This is a genomic window from Hymenobacter sedentarius (assembly GCF_001507645.1).
In the GTDB taxonomy this organism is placed as follows: domain Bacteria; phylum Bacteroidota; class Bacteroidia; order Cytophagales; family Hymenobacteraceae; genus Hymenobacter; species Hymenobacter sedentarius.
This window is the reverse complement of the sequence record NZ_CP013909.1, coordinates 930,213-944,782: the sequence shown is the minus strand read 5'-3', so window position 1 is coordinate 944,782 and position 14,570 is coordinate 930,213. Positions and strand designations below refer to the sequence as shown.

Annotated in this window: 10 protein-coding genes; 4 read left to right on the top strand and 6 right to left on the bottom strand. The window is 64.4% G+C overall.

Going from position 1 to position 14,570, the window contains the following annotated elements; translation table 11 throughout:
• Position 1: 1 nt before the first annotated feature.
• Positions 2-925 (top strand): 1-aminocyclopropane-1-carboxylate deaminase/D-cysteine desulfhydrase, encoded by a 924-nt coding sequence (locus tag AUC43_RS03940; protein WP_068198185.1) that lies wholly within the window; start codon positions 2-4, stop codon positions 923-925.
• On the opposite strand, the gene AUC43_RS03935 is transcribed toward AUC43_RS03940, so the two are convergent.
• A complete protein-coding gene (locus tag AUC43_RS03935) occupies positions 861-2,087 on the bottom strand; it encodes a hypothetical protein (RefSeq protein ID WP_068190180.1) in 1,227 nt (408 codons plus the stop codon). The two genes, AUC43_RS03940 and AUC43_RS03935, sit on opposite strands and share 65 nt — an antisense overlap.
• Positions 2,088-2,152: 65 nt before the next feature.
• On the opposite strand from AUC43_RS03935, the gene AUC43_RS03930 reads away from it, so the two are divergent.
• Positions 2,153-2,788 (top strand): DUF4230 domain-containing protein, encoded by a 636-nt coding sequence (locus AUC43_RS03930; protein WP_068190179.1) that lies wholly within the window; start codon positions 2,153-2,155, stop codon positions 2,786-2,788.
• A gap of 7 nt (positions 2,789-2,795) precedes the next feature.
• On the opposite strand, the gene AUC43_RS21765 is transcribed toward AUC43_RS03930, so the two are convergent.
• Together AUC43_RS21765 and AUC43_RS03920 are read right to left on the bottom strand one after the other, a co-directional pair.
• Positions 2,796-4,220 (bottom strand): cyclic nucleotide-binding domain-containing protein, encoded by a 1,425-nt coding sequence (locus tag AUC43_RS21765; protein WP_099092871.1) that lies wholly within the window; start codon positions 4,218-4,220, stop codon positions 2,796-2,798.
• Between the two features lie 179 nt (positions 4,221-4,399).
• The gene (locus tag AUC43_RS03920; protein WP_068190175.1) at positions 4,400-4,906 is read right to left on the bottom strand and encodes a regulatory protein RecX; all 507 of its coding nucleotides are present in this window, start codon (positions 4,904-4,906) and stop codon (positions 4,400-4,402) included.
• Positions 4,907-5,058: 152 nt separating this feature from the next.
• On the opposite strand from AUC43_RS03920, the gene AUC43_RS03915 reads away from it, so the two are divergent.
• Both AUC43_RS03915 and AUC43_RS03910 read left to right on the top strand, forming a co-directional pair.
• The gene (locus AUC43_RS03915; protein WP_233254101.1) at positions 5,059-5,982 is read left to right on the top strand and encodes a DMT family transporter; all 924 of its coding nucleotides are present in this window, start codon (positions 5,059-5,061) and stop codon (positions 5,980-5,982) included.
• A gap of 143 nt (positions 5,983-6,125) precedes the next feature.
• Positions 6,126-8,741 carry a DUF5686 and carboxypeptidase regulatory-like domain-containing protein gene (locus AUC43_RS03910; RefSeq protein ID WP_157780915.1) on the top strand — a complete coding sequence of 872 codons (2,616 nt, stop codon included), beginning with the start codon at positions 6,126-6,128 and terminating at the stop codon, positions 8,739-8,741.
• A gap of 51 nt (positions 8,742-8,792) precedes the next feature.
• Here AUC43_RS03910 and treF read toward each other — a convergent pair whose 3' ends face one another.
• The 3 genes from treF to AUC43_RS03895 form a co-directional block, all read right to left on the bottom strand.
• On the bottom strand, positions 8,793-10,370 hold the full coding sequence (treF, locus tag AUC43_RS03905) for an alpha,alpha-trehalase TreF (RefSeq protein ID WP_068190170.1): 1,578 nt from the start codon (positions 10,368-10,370) through the stop codon (positions 8,793-8,795).
• A gap of 77 nt (positions 10,371-10,447) precedes the next feature.
• Positions 10,448-12,514, bottom strand: coding sequence for a glycoside hydrolase family 65 protein (locus AUC43_RS03900; RefSeq protein ID WP_068190168.1), 2,067 nt, complete (start codon positions 12,512-12,514; stop codon positions 10,448-10,450).
• A 161-nt stretch (positions 12,515-12,675) separates the two neighbouring features.
• Positions 12,676-14,490 (bottom strand): glycoside hydrolase family 13 protein, encoded by a 1,815-nt coding sequence (locus AUC43_RS03895; RefSeq protein WP_082684894.1) that lies wholly within the window; start codon positions 14,488-14,490, stop codon positions 12,676-12,678.
• Positions 14,491-14,570 lie beyond the last annotated feature (80 nt).

Below are 14,570 nucleotides of genomic sequence, written 5' to 3'. Positions count from 1 at the left end.
GGTGGAGGAGCTTTTGCAGGAAATCGACGAGCCGGTAGCAAGCGCACACGGCGTGCGCTTGCTGCTGTGGCGCGATGACCTAGCCCACCCCGACCTGCCTGGCAACAAAGCCCGCAAGCTCAAATACAATCTGGCGGCGGCCCAGCAGCAGGGCCACCACACCCTGCTCACGTTTGGCGGGGCGTACTCCAACCACATCGCCGCCGTAGCCACTGCGGGCCGGCTGTTTGGCTTCCAAACTATTGGGCTGATTCGGGGCGATGACCCGGCTCAAGGCGCAGCGCTGGCTGAACTCAACCCGACCCTGGCTCAGGCCGCGGCCGACGGCATGGCCCTGCACTATCTGGACCGGAGTTCCTACCGCCGCCGCTCCGAGCCCGATTTTATTGACGAGCAGCTCGCCCGTTTCGGCCCGGTCTACGTGTTGCCCGAGGGCGGCACCAATGCCCTGGCCCTGCGCGGGTGCGCCGAGCTGGTGGCCGAAATCCAGGCCCGAACCGACTTTGATGCCCTGGCCGTAGCGGCGGGCACGGGCGGCACCCTCGCGGGCCTGCTCACGGGGCTGGCGGGCCGGCAGCAGGCCGTGGGCGTGGCCGCCCTAAAAAGCGGCGGCTTTCTGCGGGCCGAAATCGATGCCCTGACGCAGCAGGCCATGGGCCAGATTTACACAAACTACGCGCTGCACACCGACTATCATTTCGGCGGCTACGCGAAAAACTCGGCGGAGCTGCTGGGTTTTATTGAGCAGTTTCGAGCGCGGCACGGGGTGCTGCTGGACCCGATTTATACCGGCAAACTACTCTTTGGGGTGCTCGATTTGATTCGGCAAGGCCACTTCCGGCGGGGCAGTACCGTGGTGGCTATTCATACCGGGGGGCTGCAGGCGTGGGCGGGGTGGCACGCGCGGTTCGGGACTTCGGGCTAAGCGCCGGAGCCGGCCGGCGCCAGCGGGCCGTGAGCTCCAGCGCGGCCAGCACAAACACCACCGACAGTACTGGCGCTAGAAACCGCACGTCCCAGTCATCGACGGTGAGCATGATGATGGCCGTTTGCAGCAGAAACACTGCCGCCAGAAATACCCGCGCCGGGCGCCAGATAGCCCCGCGCCGGGTAGCCAGCGCCGCCAGCCAATAGGCCGGCCACAGCACCAGGACGCCCACCACGCGGTGCGCCAGGGAGTAATGCGGCTTGAGGTAGCTGATGAAAATGAACAGCTTCCCCACCATCAGGCGGCCCAGGTACAAGGGGTTGTGCACGGCGAAGTAGAGCACCCGCACCACCGGGCCGGTGCCGGGCGGCGGCATGTGCAGCGGCTGGGCCTGGTGCACGGCCCACAGCTGGTAGCGGAAAATCAGCTCGCCGCGCTGGTAGGTATCCATAAGGTAGTAGGTGGCCAGCTGGTGGTTAAGCGCCTGCCACAGCACGGGCGAGAGCAGCACCAAAAGAAGCAGCGCCGCGCGCCAGGGCCGGCGGTCGCGGCGCCGGCGCAGCACATCGAGCCCCGCGAGCCCGGCTGCCAGCCCCACCATAAAGCCGTTGGGCCGGGCCAGGGCCGTGAGCACCAGCACCACCAGCAGCCAAGCCCATTCCTGGCTACGGCCGTTGCGCACACGAGTGAAGGCCCCAAACGACAAGGCCACCAAGCTGATAAAGAGCGACTCGGTGAGCAGAAACACGTTGAACTGCTGGATGTCGGGCCAGGCGATGAAAAGCAGCGTGGCCAGTGCAGCTGCCGCCCCCCGGCCGGCCGCCAGGCGCCGAGTGCCCTGGTAAATGGCCCGCGTGGCCAGCGCCGAAACGGCCATCTGGCCCGCCACAATGCCCCACCAGCCCAGGCCCAGCCAGAGCCAGATGCTTTGGAAGAGCGGGTAGAGCACGTAGCGCAGGTTGTGGCCGGGCGCGAAGTAGCCGCGCTCGGCAATGTCGTGGGCGTATTCGAGGTAGCGGGCGCTGTCGTTGGCGAAGTGTGGGCCGTGGTGCTGCCGCAGGTACACCAGCTGCACCAGCACCCACAGCCCCGCCAGCACGGCCGGATGGTACGGCCACAGGCACCGGCCCCACGCACGAAAGAAGGAGAAGAAGCGCATCGGCCACAAAGCTAGGGCCCTCGCCCGGCCCAACGCCGCACCGCCGGCCCCGTACTGTAGCGCATATGAACCTTATTCGCCTTATTCGTCGGCTGCTGCCGCTGTTGTTTCTGGTGGGCCTGGGCTGGCTGCTGTGGAGCAAAGTGAGCTCCGCGCTCCGCGACCTGAACCCGCTGGCCGGCGCGGGCCCGCAAGTCACCGTGACGCACAACACGGTGCTGACGCAGGTAGAAGCCTTGGGCCGACTAGAGCTGGTGCGCTACCGCTTCAAGGACGTAGTGGAATACAAGCGCCGCGCCTACCGGTTTTTGCCTGAATCGAAAGTGGCCCTCGTGGTGGGGGGCGAGGCCGTGGGCTGCATCGATTTGCGCAAGCTCAAGCCGCAGGACGTGGTGCTGGAAGGCGACTCGGTGGTGCGCGTGGCGCTGCCCCCGCCCGAGCTCTGCAGCTTCCAGGTCAACCACAACCAAAGCCACGTGTTCAGCACCGAAAACGCTTTGTTTCAGGATGCCGAGCTCATCGACGAAGGCTATAAATACGCCGAAGCTCAGGTGCGCAACGCCGCGCTGCAGTCGGGTATCCTGGCCGAAACCCAACGTAACGCCGAGCAGATTCTCGTGCCCATGCTGCGGTCGCTCACCGGCCGCCGGGTAATATTGGGCCAGCAAATGCGCCTGCCCAAGCCCGGGCCCAAGCAGTAGCCGGCGCCTACGCCATGGCCTGCATCTTGTCGTTTTGGTGGCGCAGGCGCTGGCACAGCACCCGCAGGATGTTGCGCAGTACTTCGGGCCGGTCGCCCATCACGTCGTAAAAATCGTCCTGGTCGAGGCGCAGGGCCATCACCGGCTCCAGGGCGCGGGCCGTGGCCGAGCGCGGCTCGGCATCAAGCAGCGCCAGCTCGCCAAAAAAGTCGCCGGCCTCGAACGTGGTGAGCTGCTGCTCCCCGTTGTAGATGCCCACCGTGCCCTCGTGCACAATAAACAGCGACCCGCCCTGGTCGCCCTTGGCAAAAATCTCCTCGTCGGCCGCGAATTCCACCTCGTTCATAATGGGTACGATGGCGCTGAGCACGTGCTCGGGCGTTTCGGCAAACAAGGCGGTGTGTTGCAGAATCCGGACCCGCTCGGCGGCGGATACGCGGGCGGAGTCGGAATTGGGGAGCATGGGGAACGGCGGTGCCGCGTGGGGCCAGTGGTGGAGCAACGCTTTGTGAACAATGGGCTGGGTTTCGGCCAGGCGGCGTAGCGCGGCAACGGCGCTTTCGCGCACGAGCCGGTTTTGGGCGCGCAAATGGGGGAGCAGGGCTTTCACCGTGGTAGCAGTGGGCTTCCAGGTTTGCAGGGCCTGGGCCAGGGTCCAGTCGGCAAACGCGGCCAGCCCCTGCACGGCCACCAGCTCGGCCACCGGGGGCAGGGCGGCGGGCGGCGGGCCCAGCAGCTCGTCGAAGGCCCGGGCCTTGGCGGCGGCCGGGGCCGGGTCGAGCAGCGTGAGCAGGCCCTGGTACACCTGCGCCGGAATGAGGTGGCGGAGCAATTCCAGCGCCGTGGCTTGGCGCTCGGGGGCGGCGTGGGCCACCGTGCGCTGCGCCTGGGCAATGAGCTGCGGCGAATACAGCCGAACGAGCAGGCCAAACAAGCGGCTTTGCACGCCTTGCAGCTCGTAGGCCAGGGCCTTGGCCAAAGGCGCCGGGGCAGTGGCTTGGCCGTGCAGCAGCTGCCGGGCCAGCTGCAGCTCACGCTGCACCACGGCTTCAAACACGGCGGCTTCGGCCGGCTCGGGTCGGGGAGTGGTGGCGCGCAGGGCCGCGGCCCGCGCAAACAGGTTTTCGTTTCGAATCAGCTCCACCATCAGCTGGCGGCTGGCGGGGGTGTTGAAGAGGGCAGCGGCCTGCACCAGGCGGCGCAGCAGGGCCGGGTCGTCGGTGGCCAGCGCGGCGGGCAGGGCCGCCGCCAGGGCCGGAATGGCGGTGGGCCCCAGCTGCTGGAGGCCCGCCACGGCGGCGCGGTGCTGCCGCGGGTCGCCGAGGGCGGCCACCAGGGCGGGCGCATCATCGGCTGGTAGCGGCTCGCCCGGGGGCGCTTCTTCGCCCGGGTGGAGGCCCAGCAGCTGCTGCAAGCTTTGTCGGAAAGTCATTGACGAAAAAGAAGATGAGCGAAGAACTCCGCGGTGCAAGTTAAGGGGCGGGCTACCGGCCGGGCCAGAAGGCGTGCCTGAGCTGGAACAGCCGACGGCAGAGGAGGGGCCGCATCCGAACCAGCGAAGCTGGGCTAAAACCGTGGGGCGGTACTGAGCTCAGGGCCGGCCGGTGGCTGCTACTCGTCGTCCTCGGGCGCTTTGCCCAAGTCATCGAGCGCGATTTTTATCAGGTCCTGCTCGTAGCCTTTGCCGGTGAGGTACTGCGAGATTTTCATGCGGCGCACCCGCGGGTTCGACTCCTTTTCCTGGCGGTCTTTCTTTTCCATAATCTCCACCAGGTTCTGGTAGTATTCCTCGCCGTCAATCTCCTTCATGCCCGACTTAATGCAAAACTCGCTGAGGCCTTTCTGCTTGAGCTCCTGCATGATGCGGCGGCGGCCCCACTTCTTCTGGCGGTAGTGCCCACGCACAAAGGCCTTGGCAAATCGCTCTTCGTCCAGCAGCTTTTCGCGGCTCAGGCGGATGATAATCTCGCCGGATTCGTCCTCGTCCAGCCCGTAGGAGCGCAGCTTTTGCTCTACCTCTTTCTGGGTGCGCTCCTGGTAGGCGCAGAAGGCCGCAATCTTTTGCAGGGCCTCGCCGGGCGTGTACTGCTTGGGCGTTTTGTCGGGGCTTTTAAACATTTAGCAGTTATCAATTAACATTTATCAGCCGTTCGGCTTTTGCTTCCGGCGGCTCCTGTCTAACAACGCTGGCTCAAGTTCGTTACCCGGGCCAGCCGGTGGAGTGGAAATCCTCGAACGTTAAATAAGGAATGTCAGATGTTAATTGGTAAATGTTAAAGGATATCACGCCCGGCATCCGGCTGATGCTGCTGAGTACCTTGCTGTTTGCGGGCATGAACGCCTGCGTGAAGCAGCTGCACCACCTGCCCGCGCTGGAAATCATTTTCTTTCGCTCCATCTTTTCCATTGTGGCCAGCTACGTGGCCCTGCGGCGGCTGGGCGTGGCCCCGTTCGGCAACAACTACCGCCTGCTCATTAGCCGGGGCAGCACCGGGGCGGTGGCGCTGGTGTGCTACTTTCTGGCCATTCAGCACCTGCCGTTGGCCACGGCCGTCACGGCCCAGTACCTGGCCCCGATTTTTACGGCCGTGATGGGCATCTGGCTCGTGCGCGAGCCGGTGCGCAGCTGGCAGTGGGTGTTCTTCGCGCTCAGCTTCGGTGGTGTGGTGCTGGTGCAGCAGGGCGGGCCCGCCACGCCCAGCGCCGGCCCGGCTGAGCCAGCCGACCTTGGCCTGGTGTACCTGGGCATTGGCGTGCTGGGTGCGCTGCTTTCAGGGTTGAGTTACAACGCCATCCGCAAGCTGCGCGGGCGCGAGCACCCGCTGGTTATTGTCTTCTACTTCCCCTTGATTTCGCTGCCGCTGGCGGCCCTGGGCTGCCTGTTTCACTGGCAAACCCCGCAGGGGATGGACTGGCTCTGGTTGCTGGTGTGCGGCGCCTTCACGCAGGGCGCGCAAGTGGCCATGACGCGCGCCTACCAGCTGGAGCGCCTCAGCCGGGTGGCGCCGCTTAACTACCTGGGCATGTTCTACGCCCTGGGGTTGGGCTACGTGTTTTTTGGCGAAAACTTTGGGCCGGTGGCCTATGCTGGCATGGCCATGGTGCTGCTGGGTGTGGGCCTCAATGCCTGGTACACCAGCCACGTAGACGCCCGCTCGGCCAGCCTGCCTCCGGCCGAGGAGGTGGTGGCGTGAGGCGCCGGCGGCGTTCATTCGCTTCTCAGCCCAAGCAACGGTTTGGCGCCGCGCGGCATCAGTTATAGCCGGGGCGTAACTTGGTCGGGTCCTTTGCTTCTGCTGTTTGCTGCTTTATGTTGGTGTCTGCGTTTCGTCTGGTTGTGTTTGCCTTACTGCTGAGCGGGTTGCCGGGGTTGAGCTACGCGGGCATCATCAAGGGCACCGTGAAGGGGGCCAACCAGGAAGGGCTGGCCTTTGCCAACGTGGCCGTGCGCGGCGCCGCCACCAGCACCGGCGCCAACGAGCAGGGCCAGTTCCAGCTGCGGCTGCCGGCCGGGCAGTACGAGCTGGTGTTTCAGTACGTGGGCTACCGGCCCCAAATCCAGCCGGTGCGCGTGCTCGGCGGCGATACCGTGCTGGTGCTCAACGTGACGCTGCAGCCCGAGGCCTACAACCTGGGCGAAGTGCTGGTGAAATCCACCGACCGCGACCCGGCCTACGCCATCATTCAGCAGGCGCAGCAGTGGCGGGCCTACCACCGGCGTGAGGTGGCGGCATACCGCGCCCGCATCTACATCAAAAGCCTGCTCCGCGTAAACGACACGCCCGCCAAAATCATGGGCCTGTTCAAGGTGGGCCCAGATATCAAAAAAGGCATTCTGTACCTCTCCGAAAGTTTGTCCGACATCAGCTTCACCCAGCCCAACGTCATCAAGGAGCGCATGATTTCGAGCCGGGTCAGCGGCGATTCGCGGGGCCTGAGCTTCAACCGGGCCAGCGCGGGCCGCAACCTGGGCTTCTACGAAAACCTGATAAAAATTCCCTTTTCGGAGCGCGGCTTCGTGTCGCCTATCGCGGCCAACGCCATGCTGTTCTACAAGTACGAGCTGGTGGGCAGCACCCCACAGGGCGGCGCGGTGGTGCACAAAATCCGGGTGATTCCGCGCCGCCGCACCGACCCCGTTTTTTCGGGCTTCATCTACATCGTCGACAATTCCTGGCGCATTCACTCCGTTGATTTGAGCCTGGACAAAGAGGCCCACATTGATTTCGTCGACGTGCTGCACCTGGCCCAACAATACGTGCCGGCACCGGACAATCCCAACGTCTGGCTCATCCAGTCGCAGCAGATACGGGCCAACCTGTCGGGCATGGGGTTCAAAGGCACCGGCTACATCACGGCCGTGCTCTCCAACTACGCCAACGTGGTGCCTACCTACCCCACGCCGCCCACCGCCAAAGCCCCGCCCGCAGTGGCCGAGGCGAAAGAGGCCGCCGTGGGCCAGGAAACCGCCGCCCAAATCCGCAAGCGCAAGCCCGACCTGCGCGGCCTGAGCGCCCAGGTGCGCAAGCAAGTGAAGCGTGCCCAGCGCGACTCCCTGAAAAACGACCCCTTTGCCCGGATGCCGCGCGGCGAGGTGCAGCTCATCGAGAAGGGCGTGAACGAGCGCGACTCCAGCTACTGGGACCAGGTGCGCCCCGTGCCGCTTACGGCCGAAGAGAAAAAGGACTATCGCGTGAAGGACAGCACGGAGGTCATCCGCAAGTCGCGCCCCTACCAGGACTCGCTCGATAAAAAGCGCAACGAGTTCGAGCCCATCAACCTGGTTATCGGGGGCTACACCCACCTCAATACCTTCCGGAAGCAGTCCGTTACGGTGCAGCCGCTGGCGCAGATATTCCAGTACAACACCGTGGAGGGCGCGGTGCTCAATGCCCAGGCCGTCTTCAGCCAGCGCACCGACGACCGCCGCTACTTCACCCTCACGCCCACGTTGCGCTACGGCTTTAGCAGCCAGCAGCTCAACCCCAGCCTAGTGGCTACCTGGCAGCTGCACCCGGCCAAGCTCAAGCAATTCAGCCTGGCGGCGGGCCGCACTATCGAGAACTTCGACCGCAACTCGCAGCTCACGCCGGCCATCAACACGCTTTACACGCTCTACGCCAACCGCAACTACGCCAAGCTCTACCGCCGCGACGGGGCCGAGCTTACCTACCTCACCGAACCGATAAACGGCCTCAACCTGCGCGCCACCGCCGCCTACTTCGACCGCCATGAGCTGTTCAACTCAACCGACCGTCTCATGCGGGACGTGCGCGGCCGCGCCTTCACGCCCAACCGGCCCGTGAGCGAAGAGCTGCCCGATACCGGCTTTGGCCGCAGCCAGGTGCTCACCGTGGGGCTCTCACTCGACTACAAGCCCGGCCAGCGCTACATCAGCCGGCCCGATGGCAAGTTCAACCTCGGCTCGAAGTGGCCCACTTTCAACGTGCAGGGCCGCCTGGCCGTGCCCAACGTGCTGGGGACCGATGTACGCTACCTGCTGCTGCAAGCCGGCGTGCGCGACAACGTGTCGCTCGGCCTGCTGGGCACCAGCAGCTTCCGCGTGAGCGTGGGCGGCTTCGTGGGCCGGCAAGCGGGCCTCACGTTTGCCGACTACCGCCACTTCTCCGGCAACCAGACCCTCCTGGCCGGCAACTTCAGCAACTTCCAACTGCTGGACTATTACCGCTTCAGCACCAATAACACTTACCTGGAAGCCCACTACGACCACCACTTCAACGGCTTCATCTTCAACAAAGTCCCGCTGCTGCGCCAGCTCAAGTGGCAGGAAGTAGCGTCGCTCAACTACCTGACCACGGCCCAGGCCGGCCACTACGTGGAGCTGGGCGTGGGCGTCGAGCACATCCTGAAGGTCTTCCGCGTCGATTTCTACACGGCCTTGCAAAGCGGCGAGCGGCTGGGCACTGGTGTGCGGGTAGGGTTTGGGTTTTAAAACCTGAGCTTCCCAGCCCAGGGCTGCCCTTCACACCGGACGCAGCGCGCTTTATAAGGCCTTTTCCGGCTTGTATTTATTGATAAGCCGGAGCAGGACCCCGTTGGTCCAGCCGAAGCCGTCTTGCAGGGGGTATTCGCCGCCGCCGGCCTTTAAGTGAGGGTCTACCACGTTGTATTTCTCCATCAGCTTGCCGGTTTGCTGAAACACCCCGCTGTTCAGGTCAATCCAGCGGGTGCCGATGGTGCGGGCCAGGGTTGACTGGTGGTACCGCTCCAGTCCGTCGATGGCCATGGACTGCAGCGGGGCCCAGGCGTTGGGGGCGTCCCACTGCTGGCCGCTGCGGCTGCGGGTGGTGGCCAGGCCGCCGGGCTTCAGGAAGTTCTTTTGCAGGCCCGTGCCCACCGCCGCAGCCTGGGGCGGGGTGGCAATGCCAAACTTCAGCGGGTACACTCCGGCCAGGGTTTGCAGGGGCGAGCGCTGCCCGCGGCGCAGGTTATAGTCCACAAACCAGCCGGCCTTGGCGTCCCAGCAGTACGCCAGGATGGCTTTTTTGCGGTTCTGGGCTTTGGTGAGAAAGGCGTTGGCCCGCGTGGCGTTGCCCTGCTGCTGGTAAGTTTTGGCAATGGTGTTTTCGAGGTTGTAGAGCAGGCAGTTCAAGTCCACGGGCACCATATCGGTGGTTTGGATGCTGCCCAACTGGCCATCGGGCCCAAACCAGCGGGTGCTAAAATCCCAGCCGGAAGCCGCCGCGGCGCGGATGTTGCGGTAAAATTGAGCCGGTGTCTGCTTGCTCAATTTGGCGGCGGCCACGTCCTCCGCGTAGGATTCCTCGCGGGGCTGGTCGCTGGTGTCGTAGTAGCGGTTGAGCAGCTCACCGTGCGGCATGCGCACGGCCCGGAGCCGGGCCGTGCCGGGCTTCAGGGCCTCGGCGCCGGCCATCCAGTAGGCGTATTCGCGCAGCAGCTGGGGCTGGTAGCGCACCAGCGTTTTGGGCGTGCCTTCCTGCTCGGCCAGCAGGCCCACCATCAAGGCAAAAAACGGGGGCTGCGAGCGGGTGAGGTAGTAGGTACGGGTGCCGTTGGGAATAAAGCCGTAGGTGTCGAGCAGGTACGCGAAGTTGTCGACCATGTCCCGAATGACGGTGGTGCGGTGGCTTTCGGCCAGGCCCAGCATGGTAAAGTAGGAGTCCCAGTAATACACTTCACGGAAGCGGCCCCCGGGCACGATGTAAGGCCGCGGCAGCGGCAGCAGCGACGAGCCCGCTTGCTTAACCGTATCGGGCTGCCGCTGCAGCACGGTCCAGAGCGTGTCGAGGTGGTGGCGCAGGCCGGCCGTGACCTCGCTGTGGTACTGGCCGCCCACCGGAGCGGGTGGCGTAAAGTGCGCGGCCACAAACGCTTTCAGGTCGAAGCCGGGCGTGTCTTTTTGCTGGGCGTAGGCCCGCAGGATTTCCGCTGCGGGCTCCTTGGCCACGGCATCCACGAAGGTTTTGCGGTCGGGGTATACCTGGCCCAGCTGCACGGCCTCGAACAGGCCCGGGTAGAGCTGGCGGGGCGAGAGTGGCAGCGTTTGGGCGGCCGCCACGCCCGATAGAGCGAGGAGGGCCGCGAGGAAGAGCTTGCGCATGGGAAAGCGTTAGTTGTCTGTTGCGAGTTGTCGGTTGTCAGGGTGGCTCTTGGCCTGGGGTAAGGTTCCGCCGGCGATTACCGGCCCACGGAGTAGGTCTTGCCCTGCACGCCCACGCCCGTAATCTTCACCGATTGCCAGCCGGTGGGCAAGGTGGTTTTGCTTTGGGTGATGCCCGCGGGCGTAATGTTCAGCCCACCGAAGCCCATGAGCACGGCCTGCAGCACGCCCCCCGCGCCGGTGGCGAAGTAGGGATTGGTGCCGCCCTTGGTTTCGGCAATGACCCGGAATGGGGGCAGCAGGTTGGGCTCGTAGGCGTCTTTAAACCACAGCTTGGCCTTGTCGCCGTTGCCGAGGCGGGCATAGAGCAGGGAAAAAATGGCCTGCGTCATGGCCGGGGTGCCTTCGTTGGGAATACGGGTTTCGTAGTAAGTCAGGTCTTTCTTGATTTGGGCCGGGGCCGTCACGATGCTCAGCGGGTACGCCAGCAGGTTCACGTCGCCCTGCTTGATGCCTTCGCCCTTGTACGTGGCGTGCTCCTGGGTCACGCCGTCGGCCATCTTGAGGATGGGAATGTTGCGGGCCACGAGCGCCCAGTCGGGGTCGGCGGGCAGGCCCAGCAGCTTCGCGGCAGCGGCGGCGGCTTGCAGGTTGGCCTGGGCTGCGCCGTTGGTGAAGGCATCGTTGTCGATGTTCTCGGCCCATTCGTCGGCCGCCACCACGTTCTTGATGTCGTAGTGGCCGGGGCCGTTACGCTCCACGCGGCTGGCCCAGAAGTCGGCCGTGGCCGAAAGAATCGGCCAGCCCTTCTCGCGCAGCCAGGCCTTGTCCTGCGTCACGCAGTAGTACTGCCAGGCGGCCAGGGCCACGCAGGCCGTGATGTGGTGCTCAAACGGCCCACTCAGCGCCCACACCGGTGTTTCTTCCACTCCCGAGTCGGCGCTTTCCCACGGGAACATGGCGCCCTTGTAGCCGTGGGAAAAAGCGTTGTGCCGGGCCGGCTCCAGGCGCCGGAAGCGGTACTCCACCAGCGACTTCGCAATCTCGGGGTGCAGCACCAGCAGGGCCGGGAACATCCACAGGTCCGCGTCCCAGAACACGTGGCCGTTGTAGCCCAGGCCCGAGAGCCCCATGGGCGAGGGCGAATACTCGGTGCCCGCCCGCGAGAAGCTGTAGAGGTGGTAGAGCATGCTGTGCACGTCCTGCTGGGCCTGGGCATCGCCGGCAATCTGAATGTCGCTCTTCCACAAATCGTCCCAGGCCTTGGCGTGGAAGGAGAGCAGGCGCTCCCGGCCTTCGAGCCGGGCAAAAATGGTCATGCGCTCGGCTTCGTTTAGCGGGTCGGGGTGGTGGGCCGAGGTAATGGACGAGCCCGCCACGGCATAAGCGTAGGTCTGCCCCGCCTTCAGTGCCTTGCTGAACTTCATCAGGTGCATGTTGCTGTCCCACATTTCGTGAATAACCCGCGGCTCCTGCCCGTGCGCTTCGTTGAACAAGAAGCTGGTGGAAGCACACAGCTGCAGCTTGCCCGTGCTGCTCTGGGCCGACGACGTGAGCAGGCTGAGCGTGGCGTGCGGCCGGTCGATTTCGTTGTAGTAGTTCTGCACGTCGCGCAGGGCATCGGGCGCATCCATCACGCTGGCGGCCGTGAGGGCCACGTCTTTCTTGGCCGTGATGGACACGTCCAGCAGCACCGTGAAGGGCAGGTGGCGCAGGGCGTAGTACGTGTACTTGATGGTGGCCTTGTCGGCGTAGTCGAAGGTGGTGGTGAGCGAGCCGTGGCGCATGTCCAGCTCCTGGCGGAAGTTGCTCGCGTCCTTGCCCGACAGCCGCCGGCCGTCCACTTCCAGGTACATATTGAGCAGGTTGAAGCTGTTTAGGAAGTTGCTCACCCGGCCCCGGCCGTACTGGTCGTAGGCGCCGGCCAGCACCACGCTCTTCACCTGAAATGGCTCGGGCGACGACACAATGCCCAGCATGCCGTTGGCCACCGTGGCCCCGTAGTAGTTGCGCGGGTCCACCTTGTCGGCCGCAAGTCGCCAGGGGTCAGGCGCCTGGGCGGCGGCCGGGGTTGCCGGCGCCACCCACAGTAGCGTCAGGACGCTTATAAGGAATTTCAACTTCTCGGGTTTAGCTAGCAACATGTAAGAGAGTATAGAAGAGGCAGGCTGCCCGCCTACTAAAAAAGTTGGCCTATGAATCAATAGGGAGAACTTGAAGAAGCATCTCTGCCGCTTTGCTGCAGCAAAGCAAGTTTCCCACCACTCATGGCAGAGACACTTCAACAAGTTTAATGGGATGAATTTTAGCGCAGCGGCAGCACCAGCGCCTGCCAGGGCAGCAGGGCCAGCGTGGCGCCCGCCGCGAAGGTGGGGTAATTATTGAGCCAGGGCGCGCCGCCGAGCGTGAGGCCGGCCGGCAGGGCCCAGTCTCGCTTTTCGGAAGTGAAGTTGAGCACGACCAGCACCTTGTCGTTGCCCTGCGTGCGGGTGTAGGCGTAGATATTGGGGTTGGCCGCGTCCAGCAGCTGGTACTGCCCGTACACCAGCACCTTGTGCTGCCGGCGCAGGGCCGTGGCCTTGCGGAAGTAGTTGAGAATGGAGTTGGGGTCTTTCTCCTCCGCCGCCGCGTTTATCTGGGCGTAGTTGGGGTTGATGGTCAGCCAGGGCTTGCCGGTGGTGAAGCCGGCGTTGGCAGTGGCGTCCCACTGAAAGGGCGTGCGGCCGTTGTCGCGGGCCGTAAGCTGCTGGGCCGCCAGAAACTTCGTCAGGTCGCCGCCCTCGCCCTTCAGCTGGGCGTACATGTTGCGGGTCTCGATGTCCTGGTAGTCCTTGATGTTGGTAAAGCGGATGTTGGTCATGCCCAACTCGTCGCCGCCGTAGTAGTAGGGCGTGCCGCGCATGGTGAGTAGAAAGGTGGTGAGCAGCTTGGACGACGGCGCGCGGAATTCGGGCCGGTCGTCGCCCCAGCGCGTGGTCATGCGGGGCTGGTCGTGGTTGCCGAGGTACACGGTGCCCCAGCCGGTGCGGGCAAAAATGCTGTCCCACTTCGTGTACACCCGCTTAAAATCCAGCAGGCTGTAGCGGCCGGGCGTGCGCATCCGGTACTTATTGCCGGGGACCAGTCCCACGCCCATGCCTTCGAAGTGATAAAGCATGTTGAGCTCCTTGCGGGCGGGGTCCACAAACTGCAGGGCGTCGGCCTGCGTTACGCCCGCGCCTTCGGCCACACTCATCACGTCGTACTTGCTCAGGGCCTCGCGGTTCATCTCCTGCAGGTACTCGTGCAGATGCGGGCCGTTGGCGTAGTAGCGGCCGAAGTCGCCGTGGTATTGGGCTGGCAGGGGCGGAAACGTGGTGTCCTTCGAGATAAACGGAATCACGTCCATCCGAAAGCCATCGATGCCCTTGTCGAACCAAAAGCGCATCATGCTGTAAATCTCCTCACGCAGCTTGGGGTTTTCCCAGTTCAGGTCGGGCTGCTTGCGCGAGAAGTAGTGCAGATAATAGGCCTTGGTGGTGGGGTCGTAGGCCCAGGCGTCGCCCTTCACATCGAAAAAGCTCTGGCGCTTGTTGGGAGTGCCTTTTTCGGCGGGCCACCAGTGGTAGTAGTCGCGGTAGGGGTTGGTGCGCGAGCTGCGCGACTGCTTAAACCACTCATGCTCGTCGCTGCTGTGGTTCACCACTAGGTCGAGCACTACTTTCAGTCCCCGCTGGTGCATGCCCTTCAGCAGCTCGTCGAAATCCTGCATAGTGCCAAAATCCTTCATGATGGCGCGGTAGTCCGAGATGTCGTAGCCGTTGTCGTCGTTGGGCGAGCCGAAGATGGGGTTGAGCCAAATCACGTTCACGCCCAGGCTCTTGATGTAGTCGAGCCGCGAGATGAGGCCGCGCAGGTCGCCCACACCGTCGCCGTTGCTGTCCTGGTAGCTGCGCGGGTACACCTGGTACACCACCGCCTCTTTCCACCAGGTTTCGTTTTGGTTGGCCGCAGCCGCCGGCTTGGTCGCCCCCGTTGCTGCGGGGCCAGCCTGAGCCGATTCTGCTTTTTGCTGCCTCCCGCCGCAGCCGGCCAGGGCCAGGAGCAGGGCTGCCGAGAGGGTTTTCGCTGCGTTTCTCATCACGGTTAGGCGTTAGGAGTAAAGGGCATCACGGGGCCAAATAAAAAACGGACCGCTGGTTGCTGCTCCTTGGCAGCCGC

Bases quoted from the DNA above. Each gene is read 5' to 3' on its own strand.
- AUC43_RS03935 (WP_068190180.1), bottom strand. From the start codon at position 2,087: ATGCGCTTCTTCTCCTTCTTTCGTGCGTGGGGCCGGTGCCTGTGGCCG.
- AUC43_RS03930 (WP_068190179.1), top strand. From the start codon at position 2,153: ATGAACCTTATTCGCCTTATTCGTCGGCTGCTGCCGCTGTTGTTTCTG.
- AUC43_RS21765 (WP_099092871.1), bottom strand. From the start codon at position 4,220: ATGACTTTCCGACAAAGCTTGCAGCAGCTGCTGGGCCTCCACCCGGGC.
- AUC43_RS03920 (WP_068190175.1), bottom strand. From the start codon at position 4,906: ATGTTTAAAAGCCCCGACAAAACGCCCAAGCAGTACACGCCCGGCGAG.
- AUC43_RS03915 (WP_233254101.1), top strand. From the start codon at position 5,059: ATGTTAAAGGATATCACGCCCGGCATCCGGCTGATGCTGCTGAGTACC.
- treF (WP_068190170.1), bottom strand. From the start codon at position 10,370: ATGCGCAAGCTCTTCCTCGCGGCCCTCCTCGCTCTATCGGGCGTGGCG.
- AUC43_RS03900 (WP_068190168.1), bottom strand. From the start codon at position 12,514: ATGTTGCTAGCTAAACCCGAGAAGTTGAAATTCCTTATAAGCGTCCTG.
- AUC43_RS03895 (WP_082684894.1), bottom strand. From the start codon at position 14,490: ATGAGAAACGCAGCGAAAACCCTCTCGGCAGCCCTGCTCCTGGCCCTG.